The sequence below is a fragment of the Pseudomonas sp. NPDC089408 genome, assembly GCF_044749445.1.
Lineage (GTDB): Bacteria > Pseudomonadota > Gammaproteobacteria > Pseudomonadales > Pseudomonadaceae > Aquipseudomonas.
Window position 1 is genome coordinate 284,949 of record NZ_JBIVHY010000002.1, and the last position, 23,585, is coordinate 308,533.

Below are 23,585 nucleotides of genomic sequence, written 5' to 3' on the forward strand. Positions count from 1 at the left end.
AGGGCTTTTCTTGTTATGTGCAGGACATGCCTAAGGAATATCCCTTCGCGCGCTGCTTTGCACGAGGGCAAGCAAGTGTGGCCAAGGGTTGATAACCCTGTTTTCGTAACGATAATTTTACAAAAATGGCCAGGTGTCGGAAAATCCGAGGCATCTGGCTGATGGTTACCCTGTTTTTGTCAGCTTATCTTTACGACTTTTCTGCGCGGTGTTGAAAAACATTGGCGCTACGAGAGCCTTCATGCGTATCAAAGTGCACTGCCAAAACCGCATCGGCATCCTGCGCGACATCCTCAACTTGCTGGTGGAGTACGGCATCAACGTGCTGCGCGGCGAAGTGGGTGGTGACCATGGCAACGCCATCTACCTGCACTGCCCGAACCTGATCAATCTGCAGTTCCAGGCCTTGCGGCCTAAGTTCGAGGCCATTGCCGGGGTGTTCGGCGTCAAGCGCGTGGGCCTGATGCCCAGCGAGCGCCGGCACATGGAGCTGAATGCACTGTTGGGGGCGTTGGACTTCCCGGTGCTGTCGGTTGACATGGGCGGCAGCATCGTTGCAGCCAACCGCGCTGCCGCACAATTGCTGGGCGTACGCGTGGACGAGGTGCCGGGCATGCCGCTGGCGCGTTATGTCGAAGACTTTGACCTGCCGGAGTTGGTGCGGGCCAACCAGTCGCGCATCAATGGCCTGCGCATCAAGGTCAAGGGGGATGTGTTCCTGGCCGATATTGCGCCACTGCAGTCTGAGCATGACGAGAGCGAAGCGCTGGCCGGTGCCGTGCTTACCCTGCACCGCGCCGACCGCATTGGCGAGCGCATCTATAACGTGCGCAAGCAGGAGCTGCGCGGCTTCGACAGCATCTTCCAGAGTTCGCGGGTGATGGCTGCCGTGGTGCGCGAAGCGCGGCGCATGGCACCGCTGGATGCGCCATTGCTGATCGAGGGCGAGACCGGCACTGGCAAGGAGTTGTTGGCGCGCGCCTGTCACCTGGCCAGCCCCCGCGGGCAGTCGCCGCTGATGGCGCTGAACTGCGCCGGCTTGCCCGAGTCGATGGCCGAGACCGAATTGTTCGGTTACGGCCCCGGGGCATTCGAAGGGGCGCGGGCCGAGGGCAAGCTCGGGCTGCTGGAGCTGACCGCCGGTGGCACGCTGTTCCTCGACGGGGTAGGGGAAATGAGCCCGCGCCTGCAGGTGAAATTGTTGCGTTTCCTGCAGGACGGCTGCTTCCGCCGGGTTGGCAGCGATGAAGAGGTCTACCTGGACGTGCGGGTGATCTGTGCGACCCAGGTGGATTTGTCCGAGTTGTGTGCCCGGGGTGAGTTCCGCCAGGACCTGTACCACCGCCTCAACGTATTGTCGTTGCACATTCCGCCTTTGCGCGAATGCATGGATGGCCTGGAAGGGCTGGTGCAGCACTTTCTTGACCAGGCCAGCCGGCAGATCGGCTGTGCCCTGCCACGGCTGGCGCCGGCGGCAATGGACAAACTTGGGCAATACCATTGGCCGGGCAATGTAAGGCAGTTGGAAAACGTATTGTTCCAGGCGGTTTCGTTATGCGAGGGCGGCGTGGTCAAGAGCGAGCATATACGGTTGCCGGATTATGGCGTGCGCCAACCGCTGGGTGAGTTTTCGCTGGAAGGGGATCTTTCGCAGATTGTAGGGCGCTTTGAAAAAGCGGTGCTGGAAAGTTTGATGGGGGAGTTTTCCAGTAGCCGGGCGCTGGGGAAAAGATTGGGGGTTTCGCATACCACGATTGCCAACAAGTTAAGGGATTATTCGTTGGGCAAGTCGGCAGATTAAGTAACGGGAAGTTAATATCCTGTTAATCAGGTGGTGGTTTCTTCGCGGGTAAACCCGCTCCCACAGGGAGCTGCGTACATTGTACTTGTGGGAGCGGGTTCACCCGCGAATGGGGCCCGCAGGGCCCCCAATTCACAAGGTATCAGCCGTTAGAGCAGCCGTTCCCCATCACGCGGTATTCGAGAATGTGCTTCTGGCCCTGGGAGTCCTCGTAGGTCATGCGGGCTGGCACGACTTCGCACACATTGGGCACTTCGCTCATCGAGATGACGCGGGCAATGTCCAGGTGCTGCGAGTAACTGTATTGTTCAACCGGAATCTGCTCGGCATCTTTGGCTTCGCCGGCCATCGCCGCGCCGCAAAGACTGCCAAGTACCAATACCAGTAAAGCTTTCATTTTCTATTTACCTGTCTAAGGTCGTGAGGGGGCACGCGGCGCTTATGGCGCCGCGAGTACAGCAAGTTTTAACTATCGTGTTTAGAGGGGGATTAACGCTTGCCTTCGTGGGGGCTGTTACCAGTTGTTAATCGCCTTGCCGTTGCTGGCGAGGTGAATTTTAGGGTGGTGAACAAGGCTGAAACAGTGGGTCTTTTGATAAAGTGTTTTGACAGAATCTGTAACAATCCCCCATCAAGCCCCTTTCTTTCCTCGCTGTTCGGGCTGTAATGCGCATGCCAGAGCGCTCTGCCGGAACGGGCGTACCAAATTACTACCAACGTCGAATGGCTTTTGGCGCTCTGGTACAGTTACAAACGGTTCCATACAAAAACAACTATTACACCGAGGTAACACAGATGAGTGCGGCTCCACTGTATCCCGTTCGTCCCGAGGTTGCGGCCACTACCCTGACCGACGAGGCCACCTACAAGGCCATGTACCAGCAATCGGTGATCAACCCGGACGGCTTCTGGCGCGAGCAGGCCCAGCGTATCGACTGGATCAAGCCGTTCACCAAGGTCAAGCAGACCTCTTTCGACGACCACCACGTCGATATCAAATGGTTCGCCGACGGCACTCTGAACGTTTCCTCCAACTGCCTGGACCGCCACCTCGAAGAGCGCGGCGACCAGTTGGCCATCATCTGGGAAGGCGACGACCCTTCCGAGCACCGCAACATCACCTACCGCGAACTGCACGAGCAAGTCTGCAAGTTTGCCAACGCCCTGCGTGGCCAGGACGTGCACCGCGGTGACGTGGTCACCATCTACATGCCGATGATTCCCGAAGCCGTGGTCGCCATGCTGGCCTGTGCCCGTATCGGCGCAATCCATTCGGTGGTGTTCGGCGGTTTCTCGCCCGAGGCGCTGGCCGGCCGTATCATCGACTGCAAGTCCAAGGTGGTGATCACGGCCGACGAAGGCTTGCGTGGTGGGCGTCGTACCCCGCTCAAGGCCAACGTCGACCTGGCGCTGACCAACCCGGAAACCAACAGCGTGCAGAAGATCATCGTGTGCAAGCGCACCGGTGGCGACATTGCCTGGCACCAGCACCGCGACATCTGGTACGAAGACCTGATGAAAGTGGCCTCCAGCCACTGCGCACCGAAGGAAATGGGTGCCGAGGAAGCGCTGTTCATCCTTTACACCTCTGGCTCCACCGGCAAGCCGAAGGGTGTGCTGCACACCACCGGCGGTTACCTGGTGTATGCCGCGCTGACCCATGAGCGCGTGTTCGACTACCGCCCGGGCGAGGTGTACTGGTGCACCGCCGACGTGGGCTGGGTCACCGGCCACAGTTACATCGTCTACGGCCCGCTGGCCAACGGTGCCACCACCCTGCTGTTCGAGGGTGTGCCCAACTACCCGGACATCACCCGTGTGTCGAAGATCGTCGACAAGCACAAGGTCAACATCCTCTACACCGCGCCAACCGCCATCCGCGCCATGATGGCCGAAGGGCAGGCTGCCGTTGAGGGTGCCGATGGCTCCAGCCTGCGCCTGCTGGGCTCGGTGGGTGAGCCGATCAACCCCGAAGCCTGGAACTGGTACTACAAGACGGTAGGCAAGGAGCGTTGCCCGATCGTCGATACCTGGTGGCAGACCGAGACTGGCGGCATCCTCATCAGCCCGCTGCCGGGCGCTACCGGCCTCAAGCCGGGTTCGGCGACCCGCCCGTTCTTCGGCGTGGTGCCGGCGCTGGTGGACAACCTGGGCAACCTGATCGACGGTGCTGCCGAAGGCAACCTGGTCATCCTCGACTCCTGGCCGGGCCAGTCGCGTTCGCTGTACGGCGACCACGACCGCTTCGTCGATACCTACTTCAAGACCTTCCGTGGCATGTACTTCACCGGTGACGGTGCGCGTCGCGACGAGGACGGCTACTACTGGATCACTGGCCGTGTGGACGACGTGCTCAATGTATCCGGGCACCGCATGGGCACTGCCGAGATCGAAAGCGCAATGGTTGCGCATTCGAAGGTGGCCGAGGCTGCGGTGGTCGGTGTGCCGCACGACATCAAGGGGCAGGGCATCTATGTGTATGTCACCCTCAATGCCGGTGTCGAGGCCAACGAACAGCTGCGCCTGGAACTGAAAAACTGGGTGCGCAAGGAAATCGGCCCGATCGCCTCGCCGGATGTGATCCAGTGGGCGCCGGGGCTGCCAAAAACCCGTTCGGGCAAGATCATGCGCCGCATCCTGCGCAAGATTGCCACCGGTGAGTACGACGCGCTGGGCGACATCTCGACCCTGGCCGACCCGGGCGTGGTGCAGCACCTGATCGATACCCACAAGGCGATGAACCTGGCTTCGGCCTGATAGCAGAGCGCGCATTCCGAAAGCTTGCGCAATCCCCTGTAGGAGCGTTTGCCGCCCACAAGAACCCCGCCCGGGCAACCGGCGGGGTTTTTGCTTTACTGTTACCCGACAACCATCGGTAACCGTTCTGTCACCGCTTCCGCACACTATCGGGGCGCCAGGAAACAAAACGGGCTCGTTTCGGTGCATTAGTGCCGTCATTTTGTGCAACACAGCACGCTACACTTGCCGTTGTACAAGGCTTTGCCAATAATAGGCCCAGGAATTGCTAGGTCTATAGGTTCTATTTCTTGCGCTCTTGCATGTTTTGCAATAGCTGTCAACATCGCCCGCGGCGGTTTCAAGCGCTTCTGTAAGTAGTTGTCGCTTTGAAGAAATATCGACTACCGGGCTGTCGTTAAAATGCCACTCACTCGCTCGTGGTATGCGGCCTTGGTCGAACCCTGCGCGGCTCGCGTTGTACCCATTCGCATATCGGGCAGCCGTTACCTGCCTTGTATTGCCCCGTACCGATGGAGTTACCTGATGAAGAAGCTCGCACTGCTTGGCGCCCTGGCGCTGTCCGTGTTTTCCCTGGTATCGCAGGCCGATGAAAAACCGTTGAAAATCGGCATCGAGGCCGCTTACCCACCCTTCGCCTTCAAGCAACCCGACGGCAGCATCGCCGGCTTCGACTACGATATCGGCAACGCCCTGTGCGAAGAGATGAAAGCCAAGTGCACCTGGGTTGAGCAAGAATTCGACGGCCTGATCCCGGCGCTGAAAGTGCGCAAGATCGACGCCATCCTGTCGTCCATGTCGATCACCGACGACCGCAAGAAGTCGGTCGACTTCACCAAGCGCTACTACCTGACCCCGGCGCGCCTGGTCATGAAAGACGGCACCACCGTCAGCGACAGCCTGGATGAACTCAAGGGCAAGAAGATCGGCGTGCAGCGTGGCTCGATCCACGACCGCTTCGCCAAGGAAGTGCTTGGCGCCAAGGGTGCCACCGTCGTGCCTTACGGCACCCAGAACGAAATCTACCTGGACGTGGCAGCCGGTCGCCTTGATGGCACCGTGGCGGACGCCACCCTGCTGGAAGACGGCTTCCTGAAAACCGACGCCGGCAAGGGCTTTGCCTTCGTAGGCCCGGCCTTCACCGACGCCAAGTACTTCGGTGATGGCATCGGCATTGCCGTGCGCAAGGGTGACAAGGCCAACGTCGACCGCATCAACGCGGCCATCGACGCCATCCGTGCCAACGGCAAGTACAAAGAAATCGAGAAGAAGTACTTCAACTTCGACATCTACGGTCCAGACTCGAACTAAGACGTCGGGTTTCACCTGTGCAATGGTGCAAACAGCAGAGGCTCTGAGGTTTGCACCATTTTTCATTCTTTAGGTCGAGGACCTCATCATGTTGAAAGGCTACGGGGCAGTCATCCTCGACGGGGCGTGGCTGACGCTACAGCTCGCCCTGTCGTCGATGGCCCTGGCCATCGTACTCGGCCTGATCGGTGTGGCGCTGCGCTTGTCGCCGGTGCGCTGGCTGGCCTGGCTGGGTGACCTGTATTCCACGGTGATCCGTGGCATTCCGGACCTGGTCCTGATCCTGCTGATTTTCTACGGCGGGCAAGACATCATCAACCGGGTGGCGCCGCTGCTCGGCTACGAAGACTACATCGACCTGAACCCGCTGATCGCCGGTATCGGCACGCTGGGCTTCATCTTTGGCGCCTACCTGTCGGAAACGTTCCGCGGTGCATTCCTGGGCATTCCCAAGGGCCAGGCCGAGGCCGGCATGGCCTATGGCATGAGCCCGCGCCAGGTGTTCTTCCGCATCCAGGTGCCGCAAATGATTCGCCTGGCAATCCCGGGCTTCACCAACAACTGGCTGGTACTGACCAAGGCCACTGCGCTGATCTCGGTCGTCGGCCTGCAGGACATGATGTTCAAGGCCAAACAGGCGGCCGACGCCACCCGCGAGCCTTTCACCTTCTTCCTGGCGGTGGCGGCGTTGTACCTGGTGCTGACCAGTGTCTCGCTGCTGGCCCTGAAGTATCTGGAACGCCGCTACTCGGTAGGCGTCAAGGTGGCTGAACTATGATCTTCGATTACAACGTCATCTGGGAGGCGCTGCCGATGTACTTCGGCGGCCTGCTGACCACCCTCAAGCTGCTGGCGATTTCCCTGTTCTTCGGTCTGCTCGGGGCCGTTCCCCTGGGGCTGATGCGGGTCTCCAAGCAGCCTGTGGTCAACCTTGTTGCGTGGCTTTACACCTACGTGATCCGCGGCACGCCGATGCTGGTGCAGCTGTTCCTGATCTACTACGGCCTGGCCCAGTTCGAAGCGGTGCGCGAGAGTATCTTCTGGCCACTGCTGTCCAGCGCCACCTTCTGCGCGTGCCTGGCGTTCGGTATCAACACCAGTGCCTACACCGCCGAAATCATCGCCGGCAGCCTCAAGGCTACGCCGCATGGCGAGATCGAAGCGGCCAAGGCCATGGGCATGTCGCGCATGAAAATGTACCGCCGCATCCTGCTGCCATCGGCCCTGCGCCGGGCACTGCCGCAGTACAGCAACGAAGTGATCATGATGCTGCAGACCACCAGCCTGGCGTCGATCGTCACCCTGATCGACATCACCGGTGCCGCACGCACGGTCAATGCCCAGTACTACCTGCCTTTCGAGGCCTATATCACGGCGGGCGTGTTCTACCTGTGCCTGACCTTCATCCTGGTGCGCCTGTTCAAGATGGCCGAACGCCGCTGGCTCGGCTACCTGGCGCCGCGCAAGCACTGACCGCTTTGTGAGAATCGACAGCATGTACAAACTCGAAGTCCAAGACCTGCACAAGCGCTACGGCAGCCATGAGGTGCTCAAGGGTGTGTCGCTGGCGGCCAAGGCCGGCGACGTCATCAGCATCATCGGCTCCAGCGGTTCGGGCAAGTCGACCTTCCTGCGCTGCATCAACCTGCTGGAGCAGCCGCACGCCGGCAAGATCCTGCTCAACAACGAAGAGCTGAAGCTGGTCGCCGGCAAGGACGGCGCGCTGAAGGCTGCCGACCCGCGCCAATTGCAGCGCATGCGCTCGCGCCTGTCGATGGTGTTCCAGCACTTCAATTTGTGGTCACACATGACCGCGCTGGAAAACATCATCGAAGCGCCGGTGCACGTGCTGGGCGTAAACAAGAAGGAAGCCTTGGAAAAGGCCGAGCATTACCTGGCCAAGGTCGGTGTCGCCCACCGCAAGGACGCCTTCCCGGGGCACATGTCCGGTGGTGAGCAACAACGTGTGGCAATTGCCCGTGCGCTGGCCATGGAGCCGGAGGTTATGCTGTTCGACGAGCCGACCTCGGCGCTCGACCCGGAGCTGGTCGGCGACGTGCTGAAGGTGATGCAGGCGCTGGCCCAGGAAGGCCGGACCATGGTGGTGGTCACCCACGAAATGGGTTTTGCCCGTGAGGTGTCCAGCCAACTGGTGTTCCTGCACAAAGGCCTGGTGGAAGAAACCGGCTGCCCCCGTGAAGTGCTGGCCAACCCGCAGTCGGAGCGCCTGAAGCAGTTCCTCTCCGGCAGCCTGAAGTAAAAGCTGCATTTTTGCACCAGAATAGGGCATGCTGCGCGGCGAGCGCAGCCTGACCCGGCGCACAGACTCGAACGACATCAGGTTTCGGACCCGTACCCTATGACCACCCAGCGAATCGGTTTTCTCATTTGGCCCAGCACCAGGGCTTTGACCCTGGCGCTGGCCGAGGAAGTGTTGCAGGTGGCGCAGCGGGTGCACCCGGATGTGGTCTACGAACTGGCCTTCCTGCAGGCCGAGCCAGCGCCAGAAGGTGCCTGGCGCTTGCCGGGCGAGCCGTGGAACGGCCGCCTGGACGGTTGCCACAAGCTGTTCCTGCTGGCTGACGAGCCGCCTGCGGCGTTGGGTGCTGCCTTGTCGACGGCACTCAAGCAACTGGCCCGCAGTGGCTGCATGATCGGTGGCCTGTCTGCCGGGGTGTATCCGTTGGCCATGCTGGGCCTGCTCGAGGGTTACCGGGCGGCGGTGCACTGGCGCTGGCAGGATGATTTTGCCGAACGCTTCCCCAAGGTCATCGCTACCAGTCACCTGTTCGACTGGGACCGCGACCGCCTGACCGCCTGCGGAGGCATGGCTGTGACCGACCTGCTGCTGGCAGTGCTGGCCCGTGACCATGGCGCGGAGCTGGCAGGGGCGGTGTCGGAAGAGCTGGTGGTCGAGCGCATCCGTGAGGGTGGCGAGCGCCAGCGCATTCCGCTGCAGAATCGCCTGGGCTCCAGCCATCCCAAGCTGACCCAGGCGGTGTTGTTGATGGAAGCCAACATCGAAGAGCCGCTGACCACCGACGAAATCGCCCAGCATGTGTGCGTGTCGCGCCGGCAGCTGGAGCGCATCTTCAAGCAGTACCTGAACCGCGTACCGAGCCAGTATTACCTGGAGCTGCGGCTGAACAAGGCGCGGCAGATGCTGATGCAGACCAGCAAATCGATCATCCAGATCGGGCTGTCCTGTGGTTTTTCCTCGGGGCCGCATTTTTCCAGTGCGTACCGCAACTTCTTTGGCGCGACGCCGCGGGAAGACCGCAACCAGCGGCGTAGTAGCAGCCCGTTCGAGCTGAGTTCGGCGCCTGCTGAAAAGGGCTGACATTTCGGTTGGGGTCGGGGTGTATGCCTTGAGGGTGTATGCCTTGAGGGTGATGGTGGGGCGGATATCGAGCGCCGCCCGCGCGGCGCTTCGCGGGGCAAGCCCGCTCCCACATTTGTTTCGGGCCAGTCCATCCTGTGTAGTCACCTTTGTCCGCCTTGTTTGTCCCCTTCGATATCGGAGGGGGCGCCGCTGCTCTTCATCAATCTCCAGCCATGCGCCATGGGTGCGCGCGCCGGTGGAAGCAGGAGGAACTGGCCCGAAACAAATGTGGGAGCGGGCTTGCCCCGCGAAGCGCCGCGCGGGCGGCGCTCGATCTGTCAGGCACCACAAGAATACCGGCGAACATTCCCGTACACTGCGCGATTGCGACAGTGTTTGTCGCATTGCCGAAAGCCTTGTCAAAACTGGGTTTTGCGCTGTAACAAGTTGTCGCTTGGCCGCAAGGACAGGCGCGGATCAGTCCTTACAATCCCCCCATCGCTCGCCACTTCCAGGCCAGCGTTCCTCTTCAGGAGACTCAGATGTCCGTTGAGCAAGCCCCGGTGCAACGTGCCGATTTCGACCAGGTCATGGTCCCCAACTATTCTCCGGCGGCCTTCATTCCTGTGCGAGGCGAGGGTTCCCGCGTCTGGGACCAGTCCGGTCGCGAGCTGATCGACTTTGCCGGCGGTATCGCGGTCAACGCCCTGGGCCATTGCCACCCGGCGCTGGTCAAGGCCCTGACCGAGCAGGCCAACACCCTCTGGCACGTCTCCAACGTGTTCACCAACGAGCCGGCCCTGCGCCTGGCGCACAAGCTGGTGGACGCCACCTTCGCCGACCGTGCGTTCTTCTGCAACTCCGGGGCCGAGTCCAACGAAGCTGCCTTCAAACTGGCCCGTCGGGTTGCCCATGACCGCTTCGGCCCGGAAAAGCACGAAATCATCGCCACCGTGAACAGCTTCCACGGCCGTACCCTGTTTACCGTCAGCGTCGGCGGCCAGCCGAAGTATTCCGACGGCTTCGGCCCGAAGATCACCGGTATCAGCCACGTGCCCTACAACGACCTGGAAGCGTTGAAAGCACAGATTTCCGATAAGACCTGCGCCGTGGTGATCGAGCCGATCCAGGGCGAGAGCGGCGTGGTGCCGGCCGACAAGGCCTACCTGGAAGGCGCGCGCAAGCTGTGTGACGAGCACAACGCCCTGCTGATCTTCGACGAAGTGCAGACGGGCGTGGGCCGTACCGGTTCGCTGTACGCCTACCAGCACTATGGCGTGACCCCGGACATCCTGACCAGCGCCAAGAGCCTGGGCGGCGGTTTCCCGATCGGCGCCATGCTGACCACCAGCGAGCTGGCCAAGCACCTGGCCGTTGGCACCCACGGCACCACCTACGGTGGCAACCCGCTGGGCTGCGCCGTTGCCTGCGCCGTGCTGGATGTGGTCAACACACCGGAAACCCTGGCTGGCATCAAGGCCAAGCATGCGCGTTTCAAAACCCGCCTGGAGCAAATCGGCCAGAAGTACAACCTGTTCAGTCAGGTACGTGGTGTTGGCCTGCTGCTGGGTTGCGTGCTGACCGAAGCCTGGCAGGGCAAGGCCAAGGACGTACTCAACGCCGCCGAGAAAGAAGGCGTGATGGTGCTGCAGGCCGGCCCGGATGTGGTTCGCTTTGCGCCAAGCCTGGTAGTTGAAGACGCCGATATCGATGCAGGCCTGGACCGCTTCGAGCGCGCCGTGGCCACCCTGACCCAAGGCTGATCCGCCTGCAGTCCCTTCGCCGGCCCCAGCCAAGGCTGTACCAGGCCGGCGATACCCGATTCCACAGCAGGTGCATATGCGCCTGCCGTTTTTCCGTGCCGCCATGAGCGGCCCGTATTCCAAAGGAGTGACACCATGCTGGTGATGCGCCCCGCGCAAATGGCTGATCTGAACGAAGTGCAGCGCATGGCTGCAGACAGCCCCATTGGTGTCACCTCGCTGCCGGACGACACGGCTCGCCTGGGCGACAAGATTGCCGCCTCCGAGACCTCCTTCGCCGCCGAGGTCAGCTTCAACGGTGAAGAAAGCTACTTCTTCGTGCTCGAAGACAGCGAAACCGGAAAGCTCGTCGGCTGCTCGGCCATCGTCGCTTCGGCGGGTTACTCCGAGCCGTTCTACAGCTTTCGTAACGAGACCTTTGTGCACGCCTCGCGCGAGCTGAAGATCCACAACAAGATCCACGTGCTGTCGCTGTGTCACGACTTGACCGGCAATAGCCTGCTGACCAGCTTCTATGTGTTGCCAGAGCTGGTAAACAGTGGCTGGGCCGAGCTCAATTCGCGCGGCCGCCTGCTGTTCATGGCTGCGCACCCGGAGCGCTTCGCCGACTCGGTGGTGACCGAGATCGTCGGTTACAGCGACGAGCAGGGCGAATCGCCGTTCTGGGACGCCATCGGCCGCAATTTCTTCGACCTCAATTACGCCCATGCCGAGCGCCTGTGCGGCCTGAAGAGCCGTACCTTCCTCGCCGAGCTGATGCCGCACTACCCGATCTACGTGCCACTGCTGCCTGACCTGGCGCAGGAAGCCATGGGCCAAGTGCATCCGCGGGCGCAGATCACCTTCGACATCCTCATGCGCGAAGGCTTCGAGACCGAGCACTACATCGACATCTTCGACGGCGGCCCGACCCTGCATGCGCGCACCTCGGGCATCCGCTCGATCTCCCAGAGCCGGGTAGTGCCGGTAAAAATCGAAGAGGCGCCGGCCAAGGGCGGGCGCCCGTACCTGGTGTGCAACGGCCAGCTGCAGGACTACCGCGCAGTGCTGCTGGACCTCGACTGGGTGCCTGGCAAGCCGGTCAGCCTGAGCGTGGCAGCAGCCGACGCGCTGGGCGTGGGCGAGGGTGCCAGCGTGCGCCTGGTGGCGGTCTGAGGTCTGGCAACAGACGTTTCGGGATTGATGCGTTAGCAGAGTTTCGCGCCGGCCGATGCCGCCGCACAAGGAGATAGCATGATCGTTCGTCCTGTACGCAGCAGCGATTTGCCTGCGTTGATCGAATTGGCACGCAGCACCGGCACCACTGGGCTGACCACGCTGCCGGCCAACGAAGAGCGCCTGGGGCATCGCGTTGGCTGGGCGGAAAAAAGCTTCCGTGGCGAAGCCGAGCGTGGCGACACCGACTACCTGTTCGTGCTGGAAAACGACGAGGGCATGGTGGTGGGCATCAGTGCCATTGCCGGTGCCGTCGGCCTGCGTGAGCCCTGGTATAACTACCGGGTCGGTCTGACGGTCAGTGCCTCGCAGGAGCTGAAGATCTACCGCGAAATCCCTACGCTGTTCCTGGCCAACGACCTGACGGGCAACTCCGAGCTGTGCTCGCTGTTCCTGCGCAGCGACTACCGCTCCGGCCTGAATGGCCGCCTGTTGTCGCGAGCGCGCATGCTGTTTATCGCCGAGTTCCCTGAACTGTTCGGCAAGAAGATCATCGCCGAAATGCGTGGCATGTCTGACGAGCAAGGCCGCTCGCCGTTCTGGGAAAGCCTGGGCCGGCACTTCTTCAAGATGGAGTTCAGCCAGGCCGATTACCTTACCGGCGTAGGCAACAAGTCGTTCATCGCCGAACTGATGCCCAAGTTCCCGCTGTACACCTGCTTCCTGTCCGAGGCGGCGCGCAGCGTGATTGGCCGCGTGCACAAGGACACCGAGCCGGCGCTGGCCATGCTTAAGCAGGAAGGCTTCAACTACCAGGGCTACGTCGACATTTTCGACGCAGGCCCCGCCATCGAATGCGACACCGCCAAGATCCGTGCCGTGCGCGAAAGCCAGACCCTGGTGCTGGCGATCGGTACGCCGGGCGATGACGCCACCCCCTACATCATCCACAACCGCAAGCGCGACGACTGCCGCATCACCGCGGCACCTGCGCGGCTGGCCGCCGGCACCCTGGTGGTCGACCCGCTGACCGCCAAGCGCCTGCGCATGGGCGCTGGCGACAACGTGCGCGCCGTGCCGCTGTCGGCTAGCCGGGAGGCCCAGTAAATGACCACGCATTACATTGCAGGCAATTGGCAGGCTGGCCAGGGCGAAACCCTGCAGTCGCTGAACCCGGTGACCCAGGCCGTGATCTGGCAAGGGCAGGGTGCCGACGCCAGCCAGGTTGACGCTGCCGTAAAAGCAGCCCGCCAGGCATTCCCGGCCTGGGCGCAACTGAGCCTGGAAGCGCGTATCGATGTGCTGGAAAAATTTGCTGCGCAGTTGAAAGCGCATGCCGAAGCCATGGCCCAGTGCATTGGTGAGGAAACCGGCAAGCCGCTGTGGGAATCGGCGACCGAAGTCACCAGCATGATCAACAAGGTGGCGATCTCGGTGCAAAGCTACCGTGAGCGCACCGGTGAAAAGAGCGGCCCGCTGGCCGATGCCACGGCAGTGCTGCGGCACAAGCCGCATGGCGTGGTGGCGGTGTTCGGCCCCTATAACTTCCCCGGCCACTTGCCTAACGGACATATTGTGCCGGCACTGCTGGCGGGCAACTGCGTGGTGTTCAAGCCCAGCGAGCTGACACCCAAGGTCGCCGAGCTGACCGTCAACTGCTGGAACGCCGCCGGCCTGCCGGCGGGTGTGCTGAACCTGGTGCAGGGCGCGCGCGAAACCGGCGTGGCGCTGGCTGCCAACCCGGGTATCGACGGCCTGTTCTTCACCGGCTCCAGCCGCACCGGCAACCTGCTACACCAACAATTCGCCGGCCGCCCGGACAAGATCCTGGCCCTGGAAATGGGTGGCAACAACCCGCTGGTGGTGGACGAGGTCAAGGACATCGATGCAGCGGTGTACACCATTATCCAGTCGGCCTTCATTTCCGCTGGCCAGCGCTGCACCTGCGCACGGCGCCTGCTGGTACCGCAAGGTGCCTGGGGGGATGCGCTGATCGCGCGCCTGGTCGAGGTCTGTAAAACCATCACGGTGGGGGCGTTCGATGAACAGCCGGCGCCGTTCATGGGCTCGGTAATTTCGCTGCAGGCGGCGCGGGCGCTGATTGCGGCCCAGGCCGAGCTGGCCGCCAACGGTGGCGTAAAGTTGCTGGAAATGACCCAGCCGCAGGCCGATGCCGCGCTGCTGACCCCGGGTATTGTTGATGTCACCGCGGTGGCTGGGCGCCCGGATGAGGAGTTCTTCGGCCCGCTGCTGCAGGTGATCCGCTACGCCGACTTCGATGCTGCCATCGATGAAGCCAACAACACCCAGTACGGCCTGGCTGCAGGTTTGTTGTCCGACTCGCGCGCCCGCTACCAGTACTTCTGGCTGCGCAGCCGCGCCGGCATCGTCAATTGGAACAAACAGCTGACCGGTGCCGCCAGCAGTGCGCCGTTCGGCGGCGTGGGTGCCAGCGGCAACCACCGCGCCAGTGCCTATTATGCGGCCGACTACTGCGCTTACCCCGTGGCTTCGCTGGAAACCGCCAGCCTTGCCTTGCCGGCGACCCTGACGCCGGGCGTCACCCTATAACAACAGGTCACGGAGCCTAGCCGATGAAATCCTTTGAAGTGAATTTTGATGGCCTGGTGGGGCCTACCCACAATTACGGCGGCCTGTCCTACGGCAACGTGGCTTCGCAAAGCAACAGCCAGCAGGGGTCCAACCCGCGCGAAGCCGCGCGCCAGGGCCTGGCGAAGATGAAGGCGCTGGCCGACATGGGCTTCAAGCAGGGCGTGCTGGCGCCGCAGGAGCGCCCGGATGTGGCCGCGCTGCGCCGCCTGGGCTTCAGTGGCAGCGACGCCGAAGTCATCCAGCGCGCCGCCAAGGAGGCCATGCCGCTGCTGGTAGCCAGCTGCTCGGCGTCTAGCATGTGGGTGGCCAACGCTGCCACGGTCAGCCCCAGTGCCGACACTGCCGATGGCCGCGTGCACTTCACCGCCGCCAACCTCAACTGCAAGTACCATCGCAGCATCGAACACCCGACCACCAGCCGCGTGCTGGGCGCCATGTTCCACAACGAGAAACACTTTGCCCACCACGCGGCGCTGCCGGCCGTGGCACAGTTCGGTGACGAGGGCGCGGCCAACCATACGCGCTTCTGCCGTGACTATGGCGACGCGGGCGTGGAGTTCTTCGTCTATGGCCGCAGTGCTTTCGACAGCCGTTACCCGGCGCCACAGAAATACCCGGCCCGGCAAACCCTGGAGGCCTCGCAGGCGGTGGCCCGGCTGCACGGGCTGAGCGATGACGGTGTGGTCTACGCTCAACAGAACCCGGCAGTGATTGACCAAGGTGTGTTCCACAATGACGTGATTGCGGTGGGCAACGGCGAAGTGCTGTTCTACCACGAGGACGCGTTCCTCGACACCGACACAGTACTTGGCCAGCTGCGAGCTAAACTGGCCAGCAAGGGTGGCAACTTCCAGGCCATCTGCGTACCACGGGCAGAGGTGGCGGTGGAGGACGCAGTGCGTTCCTACCTGTTCAACAGCCAGCTGCTCAGCCGCGAAGACGGTTCCATGCTGCTGGTGGTGCCGGAAGAATGCCGCAACAACGAGCGGGTCTGGGCTTACCTGGGCCAGCTGACCCGCCAGGGTGGCGCAGTGAAGGAGGTCAAGGTATTCGACCTCAAGCAGAGCATGCAGAACGGCGGTGGCCCGGCTTGCCTGCGTTTGCGCGTGGCTTTGAAGGAAACCGAACTGGCGGCGGTCAACCAAGGCGTTATCATGACCGCCCCGCTGTACGACACCTTGCTGCAGTGGGTCGACAAGCACTACCGCGACCGCCTCGTCGAGGCGGACCTGGCCGACCCGCAGTTGCTGGTTGAGTGCCGTACGGCACTGGACGAATTGACCCAGATCCTGAAGTTGGGCTCGGTGTACCCGTTCCAACGCCAACCTTGAAGAGAGAATTGTAATGACCGACGCCCTGCGCCTGATCCTTGAAGATGAAGACGGCACCCAGCTGGAAATCTCCTGCACCCGTTTCGCCGTGGTGTGGCAAGGCAAGGAAGTGTGGATTCAGCAGGACGGCCGTGGCCAGCTGCTGATCGGTGTGGATGTCGACGAAAACGACACCGAATACGCCAACCTGCTGCTGCGCCCGATGGCCACCAACCTGGTCAGCCTGCAGCTGGAAATGGAACCGGCTGAAGTTGGCGAAGACGACGATCACGTCCATGGCCCCGACTGCGGCCACACACACTAAGGAAGTTCCTATGCTTGCCCTTGGCAAATTGCTTGAGCTGACCCTCACCGATCACGAACCGGCCGAGAAGACCCAAGTGACACCCAAGGGCGCGCGTTTGCGCTGGCTGGGGGAGGGCGCGCTTGAGGTGCGCCCGGCCGAGAGCGAGGACTGCGGGCTGGACCTGCTGTTGTCTGCTGGCATTCACGGCAACGAAACGGCACCGATCGAATTGCTGGAACGGCTGCTGCACGGCGTGGCCAACGGCACGATCAGGCCGAAGGCGCGGCTGCTGTTCCTGTTCGGCAACCCGGCTGCTATTCGCAAGGGCGAGCGCTTTATCGAGCAGGACATCAACCGCCTGTTCAACGGCCGCCACGAGCTGTCCAGCGGCTTCGAGGCATTGCGTGCTGCCGAACTGGAACAGTTTGCCCGGGTGTTCTTCAGCAAGCCGGGGCGCAGCCGCCTGCATTACGACCTGCATACGGCCATCCGGGGTTCCAAGATCGAGCAATTTGCGCTGTACCCTTATAAAGAAGGGCGCAAACATTCCCGTCGCGAGCTGGCGCGGCTGGCGGCAGCGGGCATGGAGGCGGTGTTGCTACAGAGCAAGTCGTCGATCACCTTCAGTGCCTTTACCTACGAACAGCTGGAAGCAGAAGCCTTCACCCTGGAACTGGGCAAGGCCCGCCCGTTCGGCCAGAACGAGCAGGTCAACCTGGACAAGCTCGAAGAACGGTTGATCCGCATCATCGAAGATACCGAGCCAGAAGACCAAGGGTCGCTGGACGGGCTGCAGCTGTTCAGTGTCTCCCGCGAGATCATCAAGCACAGCGACAGTTTCCACCTGCACTTACCGGCGGACATCGAGAACTTCTCCGAGCTGAGCAAGGGCTACCTGCTGGCCGAAGACCTGGCCGAAATGCGCTGGGTGGTAGAGGAGGAGGGCGCGCGTATCATCTTCCCCAACCCCAAGGTCAGGAACGGCTTGCGCGCCGGTATCCTGGTCGTGCCGGACTCGGGGCAGCGACTGGGCTAATTGAGGCGGTCCGGGTTTTCCTGCGCGCTCAGTAGTGGGTGCGCACGGGCACGCCTAGCTCCCTGCGCAGTGTATTTTCGTTGAATGGCGGTGGGTTGCTGTCGGTCGGTGCGGTGTCGGGATCATTGTCGAAGTCGTACAGAATGCCGCTCGGCAAGCCGATCGCCTGCAGGTGTGCATGACTGACCTTGATCTGCCGGCGATCGATAGTCCTGACCAGGGTGTCACCCGGTATCGTCGTGCCGTTGAAGGCGTTGTACGCCTCGCACAAGCAGCGGTAAAGGTCGAACAGCGGCAAATTGTCGCTGTCCGAGCGCGTGAGGTTGAATGCCAGGTCGCCGCCCTCGGCAGGCCAGCCCGCCGACCACTCCAAGTGGCTGTTGCGCCGCAGGTGATGGTCGCTTTCAGTCGGGTCAGAAATGTAGGCATCAAAATGGCTGGCTTTTTGTGTTTCGATAACCCTTATCCATGACCGTTTTGCCAGCTCGGCCAGGAGTTGCTGGCCGCACTGCGTGTGGCGCAGGAAAACCAGGTGATTGAGCACAGCCTGTTTAAAGGTGGCGCTGCCTTGTATGTCGAACGTGCTGCTGGCGAGCGTGCCGAGGGGGGCGGGCAGTGGCTGTGCGAAGCGAGCGTCCCCCGCCTGGTTCCGGGCATACACCACCGAATAATGTGGGTCGTCGACCAGGATATGGCCGTTGATCTGGCTGTTGGCCGAAGCGCTCTTGATAAACGTCAACCCTTGGCTCACGTTGATCTGCGCATCGCCAGTGCCGGTGAACACCTCGGTGATGCCGCCGCCGGTGGTGATGCGCACGGTGCCATCTGCGGCCTGAATGATGATAGGCGTTTTCACCTCCTGTGCTACGCGAACGTTGGCTTCACCCTTCGCCGTTCTGATGATGAGGGTTTGCCTGGGCGTAGGGGCCAGGATGAACGTGTTGTTGCCGACCTTGGCCATCAGGTGGCAGTCGTAGGCAGAAATATCGATATCGACAGCCGGGGCATGGCTGTCTATCACCATGTGGTGCCTGCCGGGGATCTGGCCTTGCTCGAACCATAGCTGTTCCAGCAGGACGTCCACTTTGTCATCCCGGTATTCGTAGAATCGATGAACGGCTCTGCCATCGACGGACGTGTCTGCCCACTGTTGAAAACCGCTGCTCCTACCAGAAATGAAATAGACGGGATTGGGGTGCATGAGGGGCCTCGCTTGCAGTGAATGGTGGCGGTAGGTACCGCAGCGGCCAAGGCTAAGGGACAGAGCAGGCGGGGAGTGGTACTTATGTAGGTGCGCAGGGCGCGAGGCCGGGGCGTTGTGACCAGGCGCTGGACGGGATAGCCTGCATTTTGATATTGAAGTCGACGATTTAATGCCGATTGGCCCTTTAGGGCCGATAAACACACTGTATCTCCCGTGCAGGCTGGCTATAATGGCGCCCTTTGCCGTCGTTTCGTCGATTCGACGTATTAGCCCAAACGGCCGCCGTTTCCGTGGAAGAACCTATGAAAAGCGCAGAAATCCGTGAAGCCTTCCTTCGCTTCTTCGAAGAGCAGGGACATACCCGAGTCGCCTCCAGTTCGCTGATTCCGAACAACGACCCGACCCTGCTGTTCACCAACGCAGGCATGAACCAGTTCAAGGACTGCTTCCTCGGCGCGGAGAAGCGTGCCTACACCCGTGCGGTCAGCAGCCAGAAGTGCGTGCGCGCCGGTGGCAAGCACAACGACCTGGAAAACGTCGGCTACACCGCGCGGCACCATACCTTCTTCGAAATGCTGGGTAACTTCAGCTTCGGCGACTATTTCAAGCGCGACGCTATTACCTTCGCCTGGACCTTCCTGACTTCCGACAAGTGGCTGAACCTGCCCAAGGAAAAGCTCTGGGTCACCGTCTACGCCACTGACGACGAAGCCTACGACATCTGGACCAAGGAAGTCGGCGTGCCAGCCGAGCGCATGGTGCGCATCGGCGACAACAAGGGCGCCCCTTACGCCTCCGACAACTTCTGGACCATGGGCGATACCGGCCCTTGCGGCCCGTGCACCGAGATCTTCTACGACCACGGCGCGGACATCTGGGGCGGCCCACCCGGCTCGCCAGAAGAAGACGGCGACCGCTACATCGAGATCTGGAACAACGTCTTCATGCAGTTCAACCGCACCGCCGACGGCGTGCTGCACCCGCTGCCAGCGCCATCGGTAGACACCGGCATGGGCCTGGAACGCGTCAGCGCCGTGCTGCAGCACGTGCACTCGAACTACGAGATCGACCTGTTCCAGAACCTGCTGGCTGCCGCAGCCAAGGCCATTGGCTGCAGCAATGATGGCCAGGCCTCGCTGAAAGTGGTCGCCGACCACATCCGTTCGTGCGGCTTCCTGATCGCCGACGGCGTGCTGCCGTCCAACGAAGGCCGTGGCTACGTGCTGCGCCGCATCATTCGCCGCGCATGCCGCCACGGCAACAAGTTGGGTGCCAAGGGCAGCTTCTTCTACCAGATCGTGGCCGCCCTGGTCGCCGAGATGGGCGAAGCCTTCCCGGAGCTGAACAGCCAGCAAGCGCACATCGAGCGCGTGCTCAAGGCCGAAGAAGAGCAGTTCGCCAAGACCCTGGAGCAGGGTCTGCGCATCCTCGAGCAAGACCTGGCCCAGCTGCAAGGCAACGTGGTACCGGGCGACGTGGTGTTCAAGCTGTACGACACCTACGGCTTCCCGATGGACCTGACTGCCGACATCGCCCGTGAGCGCGAGCTGACCATCGACGAAGCCGGCTTCGAACGTGAAATGGACGCCCAGCGCGAGCGTGCCCGTTCGGCCAGCGCCTTCGGCATGGACTACAACAGCCTGGTCAAGGTTGACAGTGCCACCGAGTTCCTCGGTTACGACACCACTGAAGGCCAAGGCAAGATCATCGCCCTGTACAAGGACGGCCAGGCCGTCGACCAGCTGGGTGAAGGCGAGCAGGGCGTGGTCGTGCTCGACCGCACGCCGTTCTACGCCGAATCCGGTGGCCAGGTGGGTGACAGCGGTTTCCTGCAGGCTGGCGCGGCACGCTTTGACGTGCGCGACACCACCAAGACCGGCGGCGCTTTCCTGCACCACGGTGTGGTTGCCAGCGGTGCGCTGCTGATCGGTTCGCCGGTCGAGGCCAAGGTCGATGCCGAGGTGCAGCACGCCACCTCGCTGAACCACTCAGCCACCCACCTCCTGCACGAAGCGCTGCGCCAGGTATTGGGCGAGCACGTACAGCAGAAAGGCTCGCTGGTCGACAGCCAGCGCCTGCGTTTCGACTTCAGCCACTTTGAAGCGGTGAAGCCGGAGCAGATCAAGCAGCTGGAAGACATCGTCAACCGCGAAGTACGCAAGAACACCGCCGTTGAAACCGAGCTGACCGACATCGAAACTGCCAAGGCCAAAGGCGCCATGGCGCTGTTTGGCGAGAAGTACGGCGACACCGTGCGCGTGCTGAGCATGGGCGGCGATTTCTCGGTGGAGCTGTGCGGCGGTATCCACGCCAAGCGCACCGGTGACATCAGCCTGTTCAAGATCATCAGCGAAGGCGGCGTGGCCTCTGGCGTGCGCCGTATCGAAGCAGTAACCGGCGCCGCTGCGCTGGCCTACCTGAACGCTGCCGAAGAGCAGGTCAAGGAAGCCGCGCAACTGGTCAAGGGTAACCGTGACAACCTGATCGACAAGCTGTCGGCTGTGCTCGAGCGCAACCGCCAGCTGGAGAAGCAGCTGGAACAGCTGCAGGCCAAGGCTGCCAGCGCCGCCGGAGACGATCTCTCCAACGCGGCCGTTGAGGTCAAAGGTGCCAAGGTCCTCGCCGCCCGCCTGGATGGGCAGGATGGCAAGGCCCTGCTGGCCCTGGTCGATCAGCTGAAGAACAAGCTCGGCCACGCAGTGATCCTGCTGGGCAGCGAGCATGAGGGCAAGGTCGTGCTGGTGGCCGGCGTGACCAAGGACCTCTCCAGCCAACTCAAGGCTGGCGATCTGATGAAACAAGCCGCTGCGGCAGTGGGTGGCAAGGGCGGTGGCCGTCCGGACATGGCCCAGGGTGGTGGCGTCGATGTCGCTGCACTGGACCAGGCCCTGGCGCTGGCCGTGCCATTCGCAGAGCAGGGACTTTGAGATGAAGGGGCGGGCGGTCTAGTCGCTCGCCCCTCATGTTGGATTGTTTTTTGGGGCCCTGTATGGGCTGAGGCACCATTGAAATGGCGTTGATCGTACAGAAATTTGGCGGCACCTCTGTCGGTTCCATCGAGCGGATCGAGCAGGTTGCCGAAAAGGTCAAGAAACACCGTGAAGCGGGCGACGACCTGGTGGTTGTGCTGTCGGCCATGAGCGGTGAAACCAATCGCCTGATCGACCTGGCCAAGCAGATCACCGATCAGCCGGTTCCGCGTGAACTGGATGTGATCGTGTCGACCGGTGAGCAGGTCACCATTGCCCTGCTGACCATGGCCTTGATCAAGCGTGGTGTGCCAGCGGTGTCCTACACCGGCAACCAGGTGCGCATTCTCACCGACAGCTCGCACAACAAAGCGCGCATCCTGCAAATCGACGACCAGAAGATTCGTGCCGACCTGAAGGAAGGCCGTGTGGTGGTGGTTGCAGGTTTCCAGGGCGTCGACGAGCACGGCAGCATCACCACCCTGGGCCGCGGTGGCTCCGACACCACCGGCGTGGCCCTGGCGGCGGCGCTGAAGGCTGACGAGTGCCAGATCTACACCGATGTAGATGGCGTCTACACCACCGACCCGCGCGTTGTGCCACAGGCCCAGCGCCTGGAGAAGATCACCTTCGAAGAGATGCTGGAAATGGCCAGCCTCGGGTCGAAGGTGCTGCAGATCCGTTCGGTGGAGTTCGCCGGCAAGTACAACGTTCCGCTGCGCGTGCTGCACAGCTTCAAGGAGGGTCCGGGTACCCTCATTACCATTGATGAAGAGGAATCCATGGAACAGCCGATCATTTCCGGTATCGCCTTCAACCGTGATGAAGCCAAGCTGACCATTCGCGGCGTGCCGGACACCCCGGGCGTGGCCTTCAAGATCCTCGGCCCGATCAGCGCTTCGAACATCGAAGTGGACATGATCGTGCAGAACGTTGCCCACGATAACACCACCGACTTCACCTTCACCGTGCACCGCAACGAGTACGAGAAGGCGCAGAGCGTGCTGGAAAACACCGCCCGCGAAATCGGTGCCCGTGAAGTGATCGGCGACACCAAGATCGCCAAGGTCTCGATCGTTGGCGTCGGCATGCGCTCGCACGCCGGTGTGGCCAGCCGCATGTTCGAGGCCCTGGCCAAGGAGAGCATCAACATCCAGATGATCTCCACCTCCGAGATCAAGGTTTCGGTCGTGATCGAAGAGAAGTACCTGGAGCTGGCCGTGCGCGCGCTGCATACCGCGTTCGAGCTTGATGCTCCTGCCCGACAGGGCGAGTAAGGCGCTGCCTGGAAGGGCGCGGCTGATGCCGCGCCCTTCGCGTTTCTGCTCGCCACGCAGGCCCTGTCCTGCCCTGTGTGGCGCGTAACCAGGGCCAGGTCGTCGTCCACGACCGGTCCTGACACCCAAGACTGTTACCCCTGAATGTTTGCGTAAGGAGAAAGCTATGTTGATTCTGACTCGTCGGTGCGCCGAGAGCCTGATCATTGGAGACGGCGAGATCACCGTGACGGTGCTCGGCGTCAAAGGCAACCAGGTGCGTATTGGTGTCAGCGCCCCGAAAGAAGTGGCTGTTCACCGCGAGGAAATCTACCTGCGGATCAAGAAGGAGAAGGATGAAGAGCCAAGCCTTTAATTTTTTTGAAGTTTTTTTCAAAAAAAGGGTTGCAAAGGTGAAAGAGGTTCTTTAATATTCGCCTCGTGTTGCGGTGAGGTGGCCGAGTGGCCGAAGGCGCTCCCCTGCTAAGGGAGTATACCTCATAAGGGTATCGGGGGTTCGAATCCCCCCTTCACCGCCATTATTTGCGTAGGGCGCTGTAAACGGTAAGAACGCTAAGTAGTTGTTTTTAAACGAAAACGTTCTTGCAAAAATGTTTCAGCGACCTATAATGCGCGGCAAGACACGGACTCATAGCTCAGCTGGATAGAGTACTCGGCTACGAACCGAGCGGTCGCAGGTTCGAATCCTGCTGAGTCCGCCACTTTTGAAGTGGCTTTGTTTGCAAGGCTGCTTCAATCAACCAGCGGTATCTGGTCTATA

Annotated in this window: 19 protein-coding genes and 2 tRNA genes; 19 read left to right on the forward strand and 2 right to left on the reverse strand. The window is 61.8% G+C overall.

The window, feature by feature from the left end; genetic code table 11:
- Positions 1-241 precede the first annotated feature (241 nt).
- On the forward strand, positions 242-1,801 hold the full coding sequence (locus ACIP02_RS04630) for a sigma-54-dependent transcriptional regulator (protein WP_400613685.1): 1,560 nt from the start codon (positions 242-244) through the stop codon (positions 1,799-1,801).
- Between the two features lie 142 nt (positions 1,802-1,943).
- On the opposite strand, the gene ACIP02_RS04635 is transcribed toward ACIP02_RS04630, so the two are convergent.
- Positions 1,944-2,198, reverse strand: a complete 255-nt coding sequence (locus ACIP02_RS04635; RefSeq protein ID WP_003254526.1) for a DUF2790 domain-containing protein — start codon at positions 2,196-2,198, stop codon at positions 1,944-1,946.
- 398 nt (positions 2,199-2,596) lie between these two features.
- On the opposite strand from ACIP02_RS04635, the gene acs reads away from it, so the two are divergent.
- The 13 genes from acs to astE all read left to right on the forward strand — a co-directional run bounded on the left by acs (position 2,597) and on the right by astE (position 17,375).
- A complete protein-coding gene (gene acs, locus ACIP02_RS04640; RefSeq protein ID WP_400613688.1) occupies positions 2,597-4,558 on the forward strand; it encodes an acetate--CoA ligase in 1,962 nt (653 codons plus the stop codon).
- A gap of 525 nt (positions 4,559-5,083) precedes the next feature.
- On the forward strand, positions 5,084-5,869 hold the full coding sequence (locus ACIP02_RS04645; RefSeq protein WP_012273569.1) for an ABC transporter substrate-binding protein: 786 nt from the start codon (positions 5,084-5,086) through the stop codon (positions 5,867-5,869).
- An 88-nt stretch (positions 5,870-5,957) separates the two neighbouring features.
- Complete coding sequence (locus ACIP02_RS04650; RefSeq protein ID WP_400613690.1) at positions 5,958-6,647, forward strand: ABC transporter permease; 690 nt, start codon at positions 5,958-5,960, stop codon at positions 6,645-6,647.
- Positions 6,644-7,342 (forward strand): ABC transporter permease, encoded by a 699-nt coding sequence (locus ACIP02_RS04655; protein ID WP_400613692.1) that lies wholly within the window; start codon positions 6,644-6,646, stop codon positions 7,340-7,342. The genes ACIP02_RS04650 and ACIP02_RS04655 overlap by 4 nt, the downstream gene beginning before the upstream one ends.
- 22 nt (positions 7,343-7,364) lie before the next feature.
- Positions 7,365-8,129: an ABC transporter ATP-binding protein gene (locus ACIP02_RS04660; RefSeq protein WP_400613694.1), complete on the forward strand. Its 765-nt coding sequence runs from the start codon at positions 7,365-7,367 to the stop codon at positions 8,127-8,129.
- Between the two features lie 99 nt (positions 8,130-8,228).
- Positions 8,229-9,209, forward strand: coding sequence for a transcriptional regulator ArgR (argR, locus tag ACIP02_RS04665; RefSeq protein ID WP_400613696.1), 981 nt, complete (start codon positions 8,229-8,231; stop codon positions 9,207-9,209).
- Between the two features lie 524 nt (positions 9,210-9,733).
- Entirely contained in the window at positions 9,734-10,954 is a 1,221-nt protein-coding gene (locus ACIP02_RS04670; protein WP_400613698.1) for an aspartate aminotransferase family protein, read from the forward strand.
- Positions 10,955-11,089: 135 nt separating this feature from the next.
- On the forward strand, positions 11,090-12,109 hold the full coding sequence (gene aruF, locus ACIP02_RS04675) for an arginine/ornithine succinyltransferase subunit alpha (RefSeq protein ID WP_400613701.1): 1,020 nt from the start codon (positions 11,090-11,092) through the stop codon (positions 12,107-12,109).
- A gap of 78 nt (positions 12,110-12,187) precedes the next feature.
- Positions 12,188-13,216 (forward strand): arginine N-succinyltransferase, encoded by a 1,029-nt coding sequence (astA, locus tag ACIP02_RS04680; protein WP_400613703.1) that lies wholly within the window; start codon positions 12,188-12,190, stop codon positions 13,214-13,216.
- Positions 13,217-14,680, forward strand: coding sequence for a succinylglutamate-semialdehyde dehydrogenase (gene astD / locus ACIP02_RS04685; protein ID WP_400613705.1), 1,464 nt, complete (start codon positions 13,217-13,219; stop codon positions 14,678-14,680).
- Between the two features lie 23 nt (positions 14,681-14,703).
- Positions 14,704-16,053, forward strand: coding sequence for an N-succinylarginine dihydrolase (astB, locus tag ACIP02_RS04690; protein ID WP_400613707.1), 1,350 nt, complete (start codon positions 14,704-14,706; stop codon positions 16,051-16,053).
- A 13-nt stretch (positions 16,054-16,066) separates the two neighbouring features.
- A complete protein-coding gene (locus ACIP02_RS04695) occupies positions 16,067-16,357 on the forward strand; it encodes a topoisomerase II (RefSeq protein ID WP_400613709.1) in 291 nt (96 codons plus the stop codon).
- Positions 16,358-16,367: 10 nt separating this feature from the next.
- Positions 16,368-17,375 (forward strand): succinylglutamate desuccinylase, encoded by a 1,008-nt coding sequence (astE, locus tag ACIP02_RS04700; protein WP_400613711.1) that lies wholly within the window; start codon positions 16,368-16,370, stop codon positions 17,373-17,375.
- 28 nt (positions 17,376-17,403) lie between these two features.
- On the opposite strand, the gene ACIP02_RS04705 is transcribed toward astE, so the two are convergent.
- Entirely contained in the window at positions 17,404-18,576 is a 1,173-nt protein-coding gene (locus ACIP02_RS04705) for a M91 family zinc metallopeptidase (RefSeq protein ID WP_400613713.1), read from the reverse strand.
- Positions 18,577-18,881: 305 nt separating this feature from the next.
- Here ACIP02_RS04705 and alaS point away from each other — a divergent pair, with 305 nt between their 5' ends.
- The 5 genes from alaS to ACIP02_RS04730 all read left to right on the forward strand — a co-directional run bounded on the left by alaS (position 18,882) and on the right by ACIP02_RS04730 (position 23,526).
- Positions 18,882-21,506: an alanine--tRNA ligase gene (gene alaS / locus ACIP02_RS04710; RefSeq protein WP_201204922.1), complete on the forward strand. Its 2,625-nt coding sequence runs from the start codon at positions 18,882-18,884 to the stop codon at positions 21,504-21,506.
- A gap of 83 nt (positions 21,507-21,589) precedes the next feature.
- Positions 21,590-22,825, forward strand: coding sequence for an aspartate kinase (locus tag ACIP02_RS04715; protein WP_284354041.1), 1,236 nt, complete (start codon positions 21,590-21,592; stop codon positions 22,823-22,825).
- Positions 22,826-22,991: 166 nt separating this feature from the next.
- On the forward strand, positions 22,992-23,180 hold the full coding sequence (csrA, locus tag ACIP02_RS04720) for a carbon storage regulator CsrA (RefSeq protein ID WP_003254503.1): 189 nt from the start codon (positions 22,992-22,994) through the stop codon (positions 23,178-23,180).
- 72 nt (positions 23,181-23,252) lie between these two features.
- Positions 23,253-23,343, forward strand: a tRNA-Ser gene (locus ACIP02_RS04725).
- A gap of 106 nt (positions 23,344-23,449) precedes the next feature.
- Positions 23,450-23,526 (forward strand) — tRNA-Arg (locus ACIP02_RS04730).
- Positions 23,527-23,585: the final 59 nt, after the last annotated feature.

Coding starts and splice junctions, on each gene's coding strand:
- ACIP02_RS04630 (WP_400613685.1), top strand. CDS start 242: ATGCGTATCAAAGTGCACTGCCAAAACCGCATCGGCATCCTGCGCGAC.
- ACIP02_RS04635 (WP_003254526.1), bottom strand. CDS start 2,198: ATGAAAGCTTTACTGGTATTGGTACTTGGCAGTCTTTGCGGCGCGGCG.
- acs (WP_400613688.1), top strand. CDS start 2,597: ATGAGTGCGGCTCCACTGTATCCCGTTCGTCCCGAGGTTGCGGCCACT.
- ACIP02_RS04645 (WP_012273569.1), top strand. CDS start 5,084: ATGAAGAAGCTCGCACTGCTTGGCGCCCTGGCGCTGTCCGTGTTTTCC.
- ACIP02_RS04650 (WP_400613690.1), top strand. CDS start 5,958: ATGTTGAAAGGCTACGGGGCAGTCATCCTCGACGGGGCGTGGCTGACG.
- ACIP02_RS04655 (WP_400613692.1), top strand. CDS start 6,644: ATGATCTTCGATTACAACGTCATCTGGGAGGCGCTGCCGATGTACTTC.
- ACIP02_RS04660 (WP_400613694.1), top strand. CDS start 7,365: ATGTACAAACTCGAAGTCCAAGACCTGCACAAGCGCTACGGCAGCCAT.
- argR (WP_400613696.1), top strand. CDS start 8,229: ATGACCACCCAGCGAATCGGTTTTCTCATTTGGCCCAGCACCAGGGCT.
- ACIP02_RS04670 (WP_400613698.1), top strand. CDS start 9,734: ATGTCCGTTGAGCAAGCCCCGGTGCAACGTGCCGATTTCGACCAGGTC.
- aruF (WP_400613701.1), top strand. CDS start 11,090: ATGCTGGTGATGCGCCCCGCGCAAATGGCTGATCTGAACGAAGTGCAG.
- astA (WP_400613703.1), top strand. CDS start 12,188: ATGATCGTTCGTCCTGTACGCAGCAGCGATTTGCCTGCGTTGATCGAA.
- astD (WP_400613705.1), top strand. CDS start 13,217: ATGACCACGCATTACATTGCAGGCAATTGGCAGGCTGGCCAGGGCGAA.
- astB (WP_400613707.1), top strand. CDS start 14,704: ATGAAATCCTTTGAAGTGAATTTTGATGGCCTGGTGGGGCCTACCCAC.
- ACIP02_RS04695 (WP_400613709.1), top strand. CDS start 16,067: ATGACCGACGCCCTGCGCCTGATCCTTGAAGATGAAGACGGCACCCAG.
- astE (WP_400613711.1), top strand. CDS start 16,368: ATGCTTGCCCTTGGCAAATTGCTTGAGCTGACCCTCACCGATCACGAA.
- ACIP02_RS04705 (WP_400613713.1), bottom strand. CDS start 18,576: ATGCACCCCAATCCCGTCTATTTCATTTCTGGTAGGAGCAGCGGTTTT.
- alaS (WP_201204922.1), top strand. CDS start 18,882: ATGAAAAGCGCAGAAATCCGTGAAGCCTTCCTTCGCTTCTTCGAAGAG.
- ACIP02_RS04715 (WP_284354041.1), top strand. CDS start 21,590: ATGGCGTTGATCGTACAGAAATTTGGCGGCACCTCTGTCGGTTCCATC.
- csrA (WP_003254503.1), top strand. CDS start 22,992: ATGTTGATTCTGACTCGTCGGTGCGCCGAGAGCCTGATCATTGGAGAC.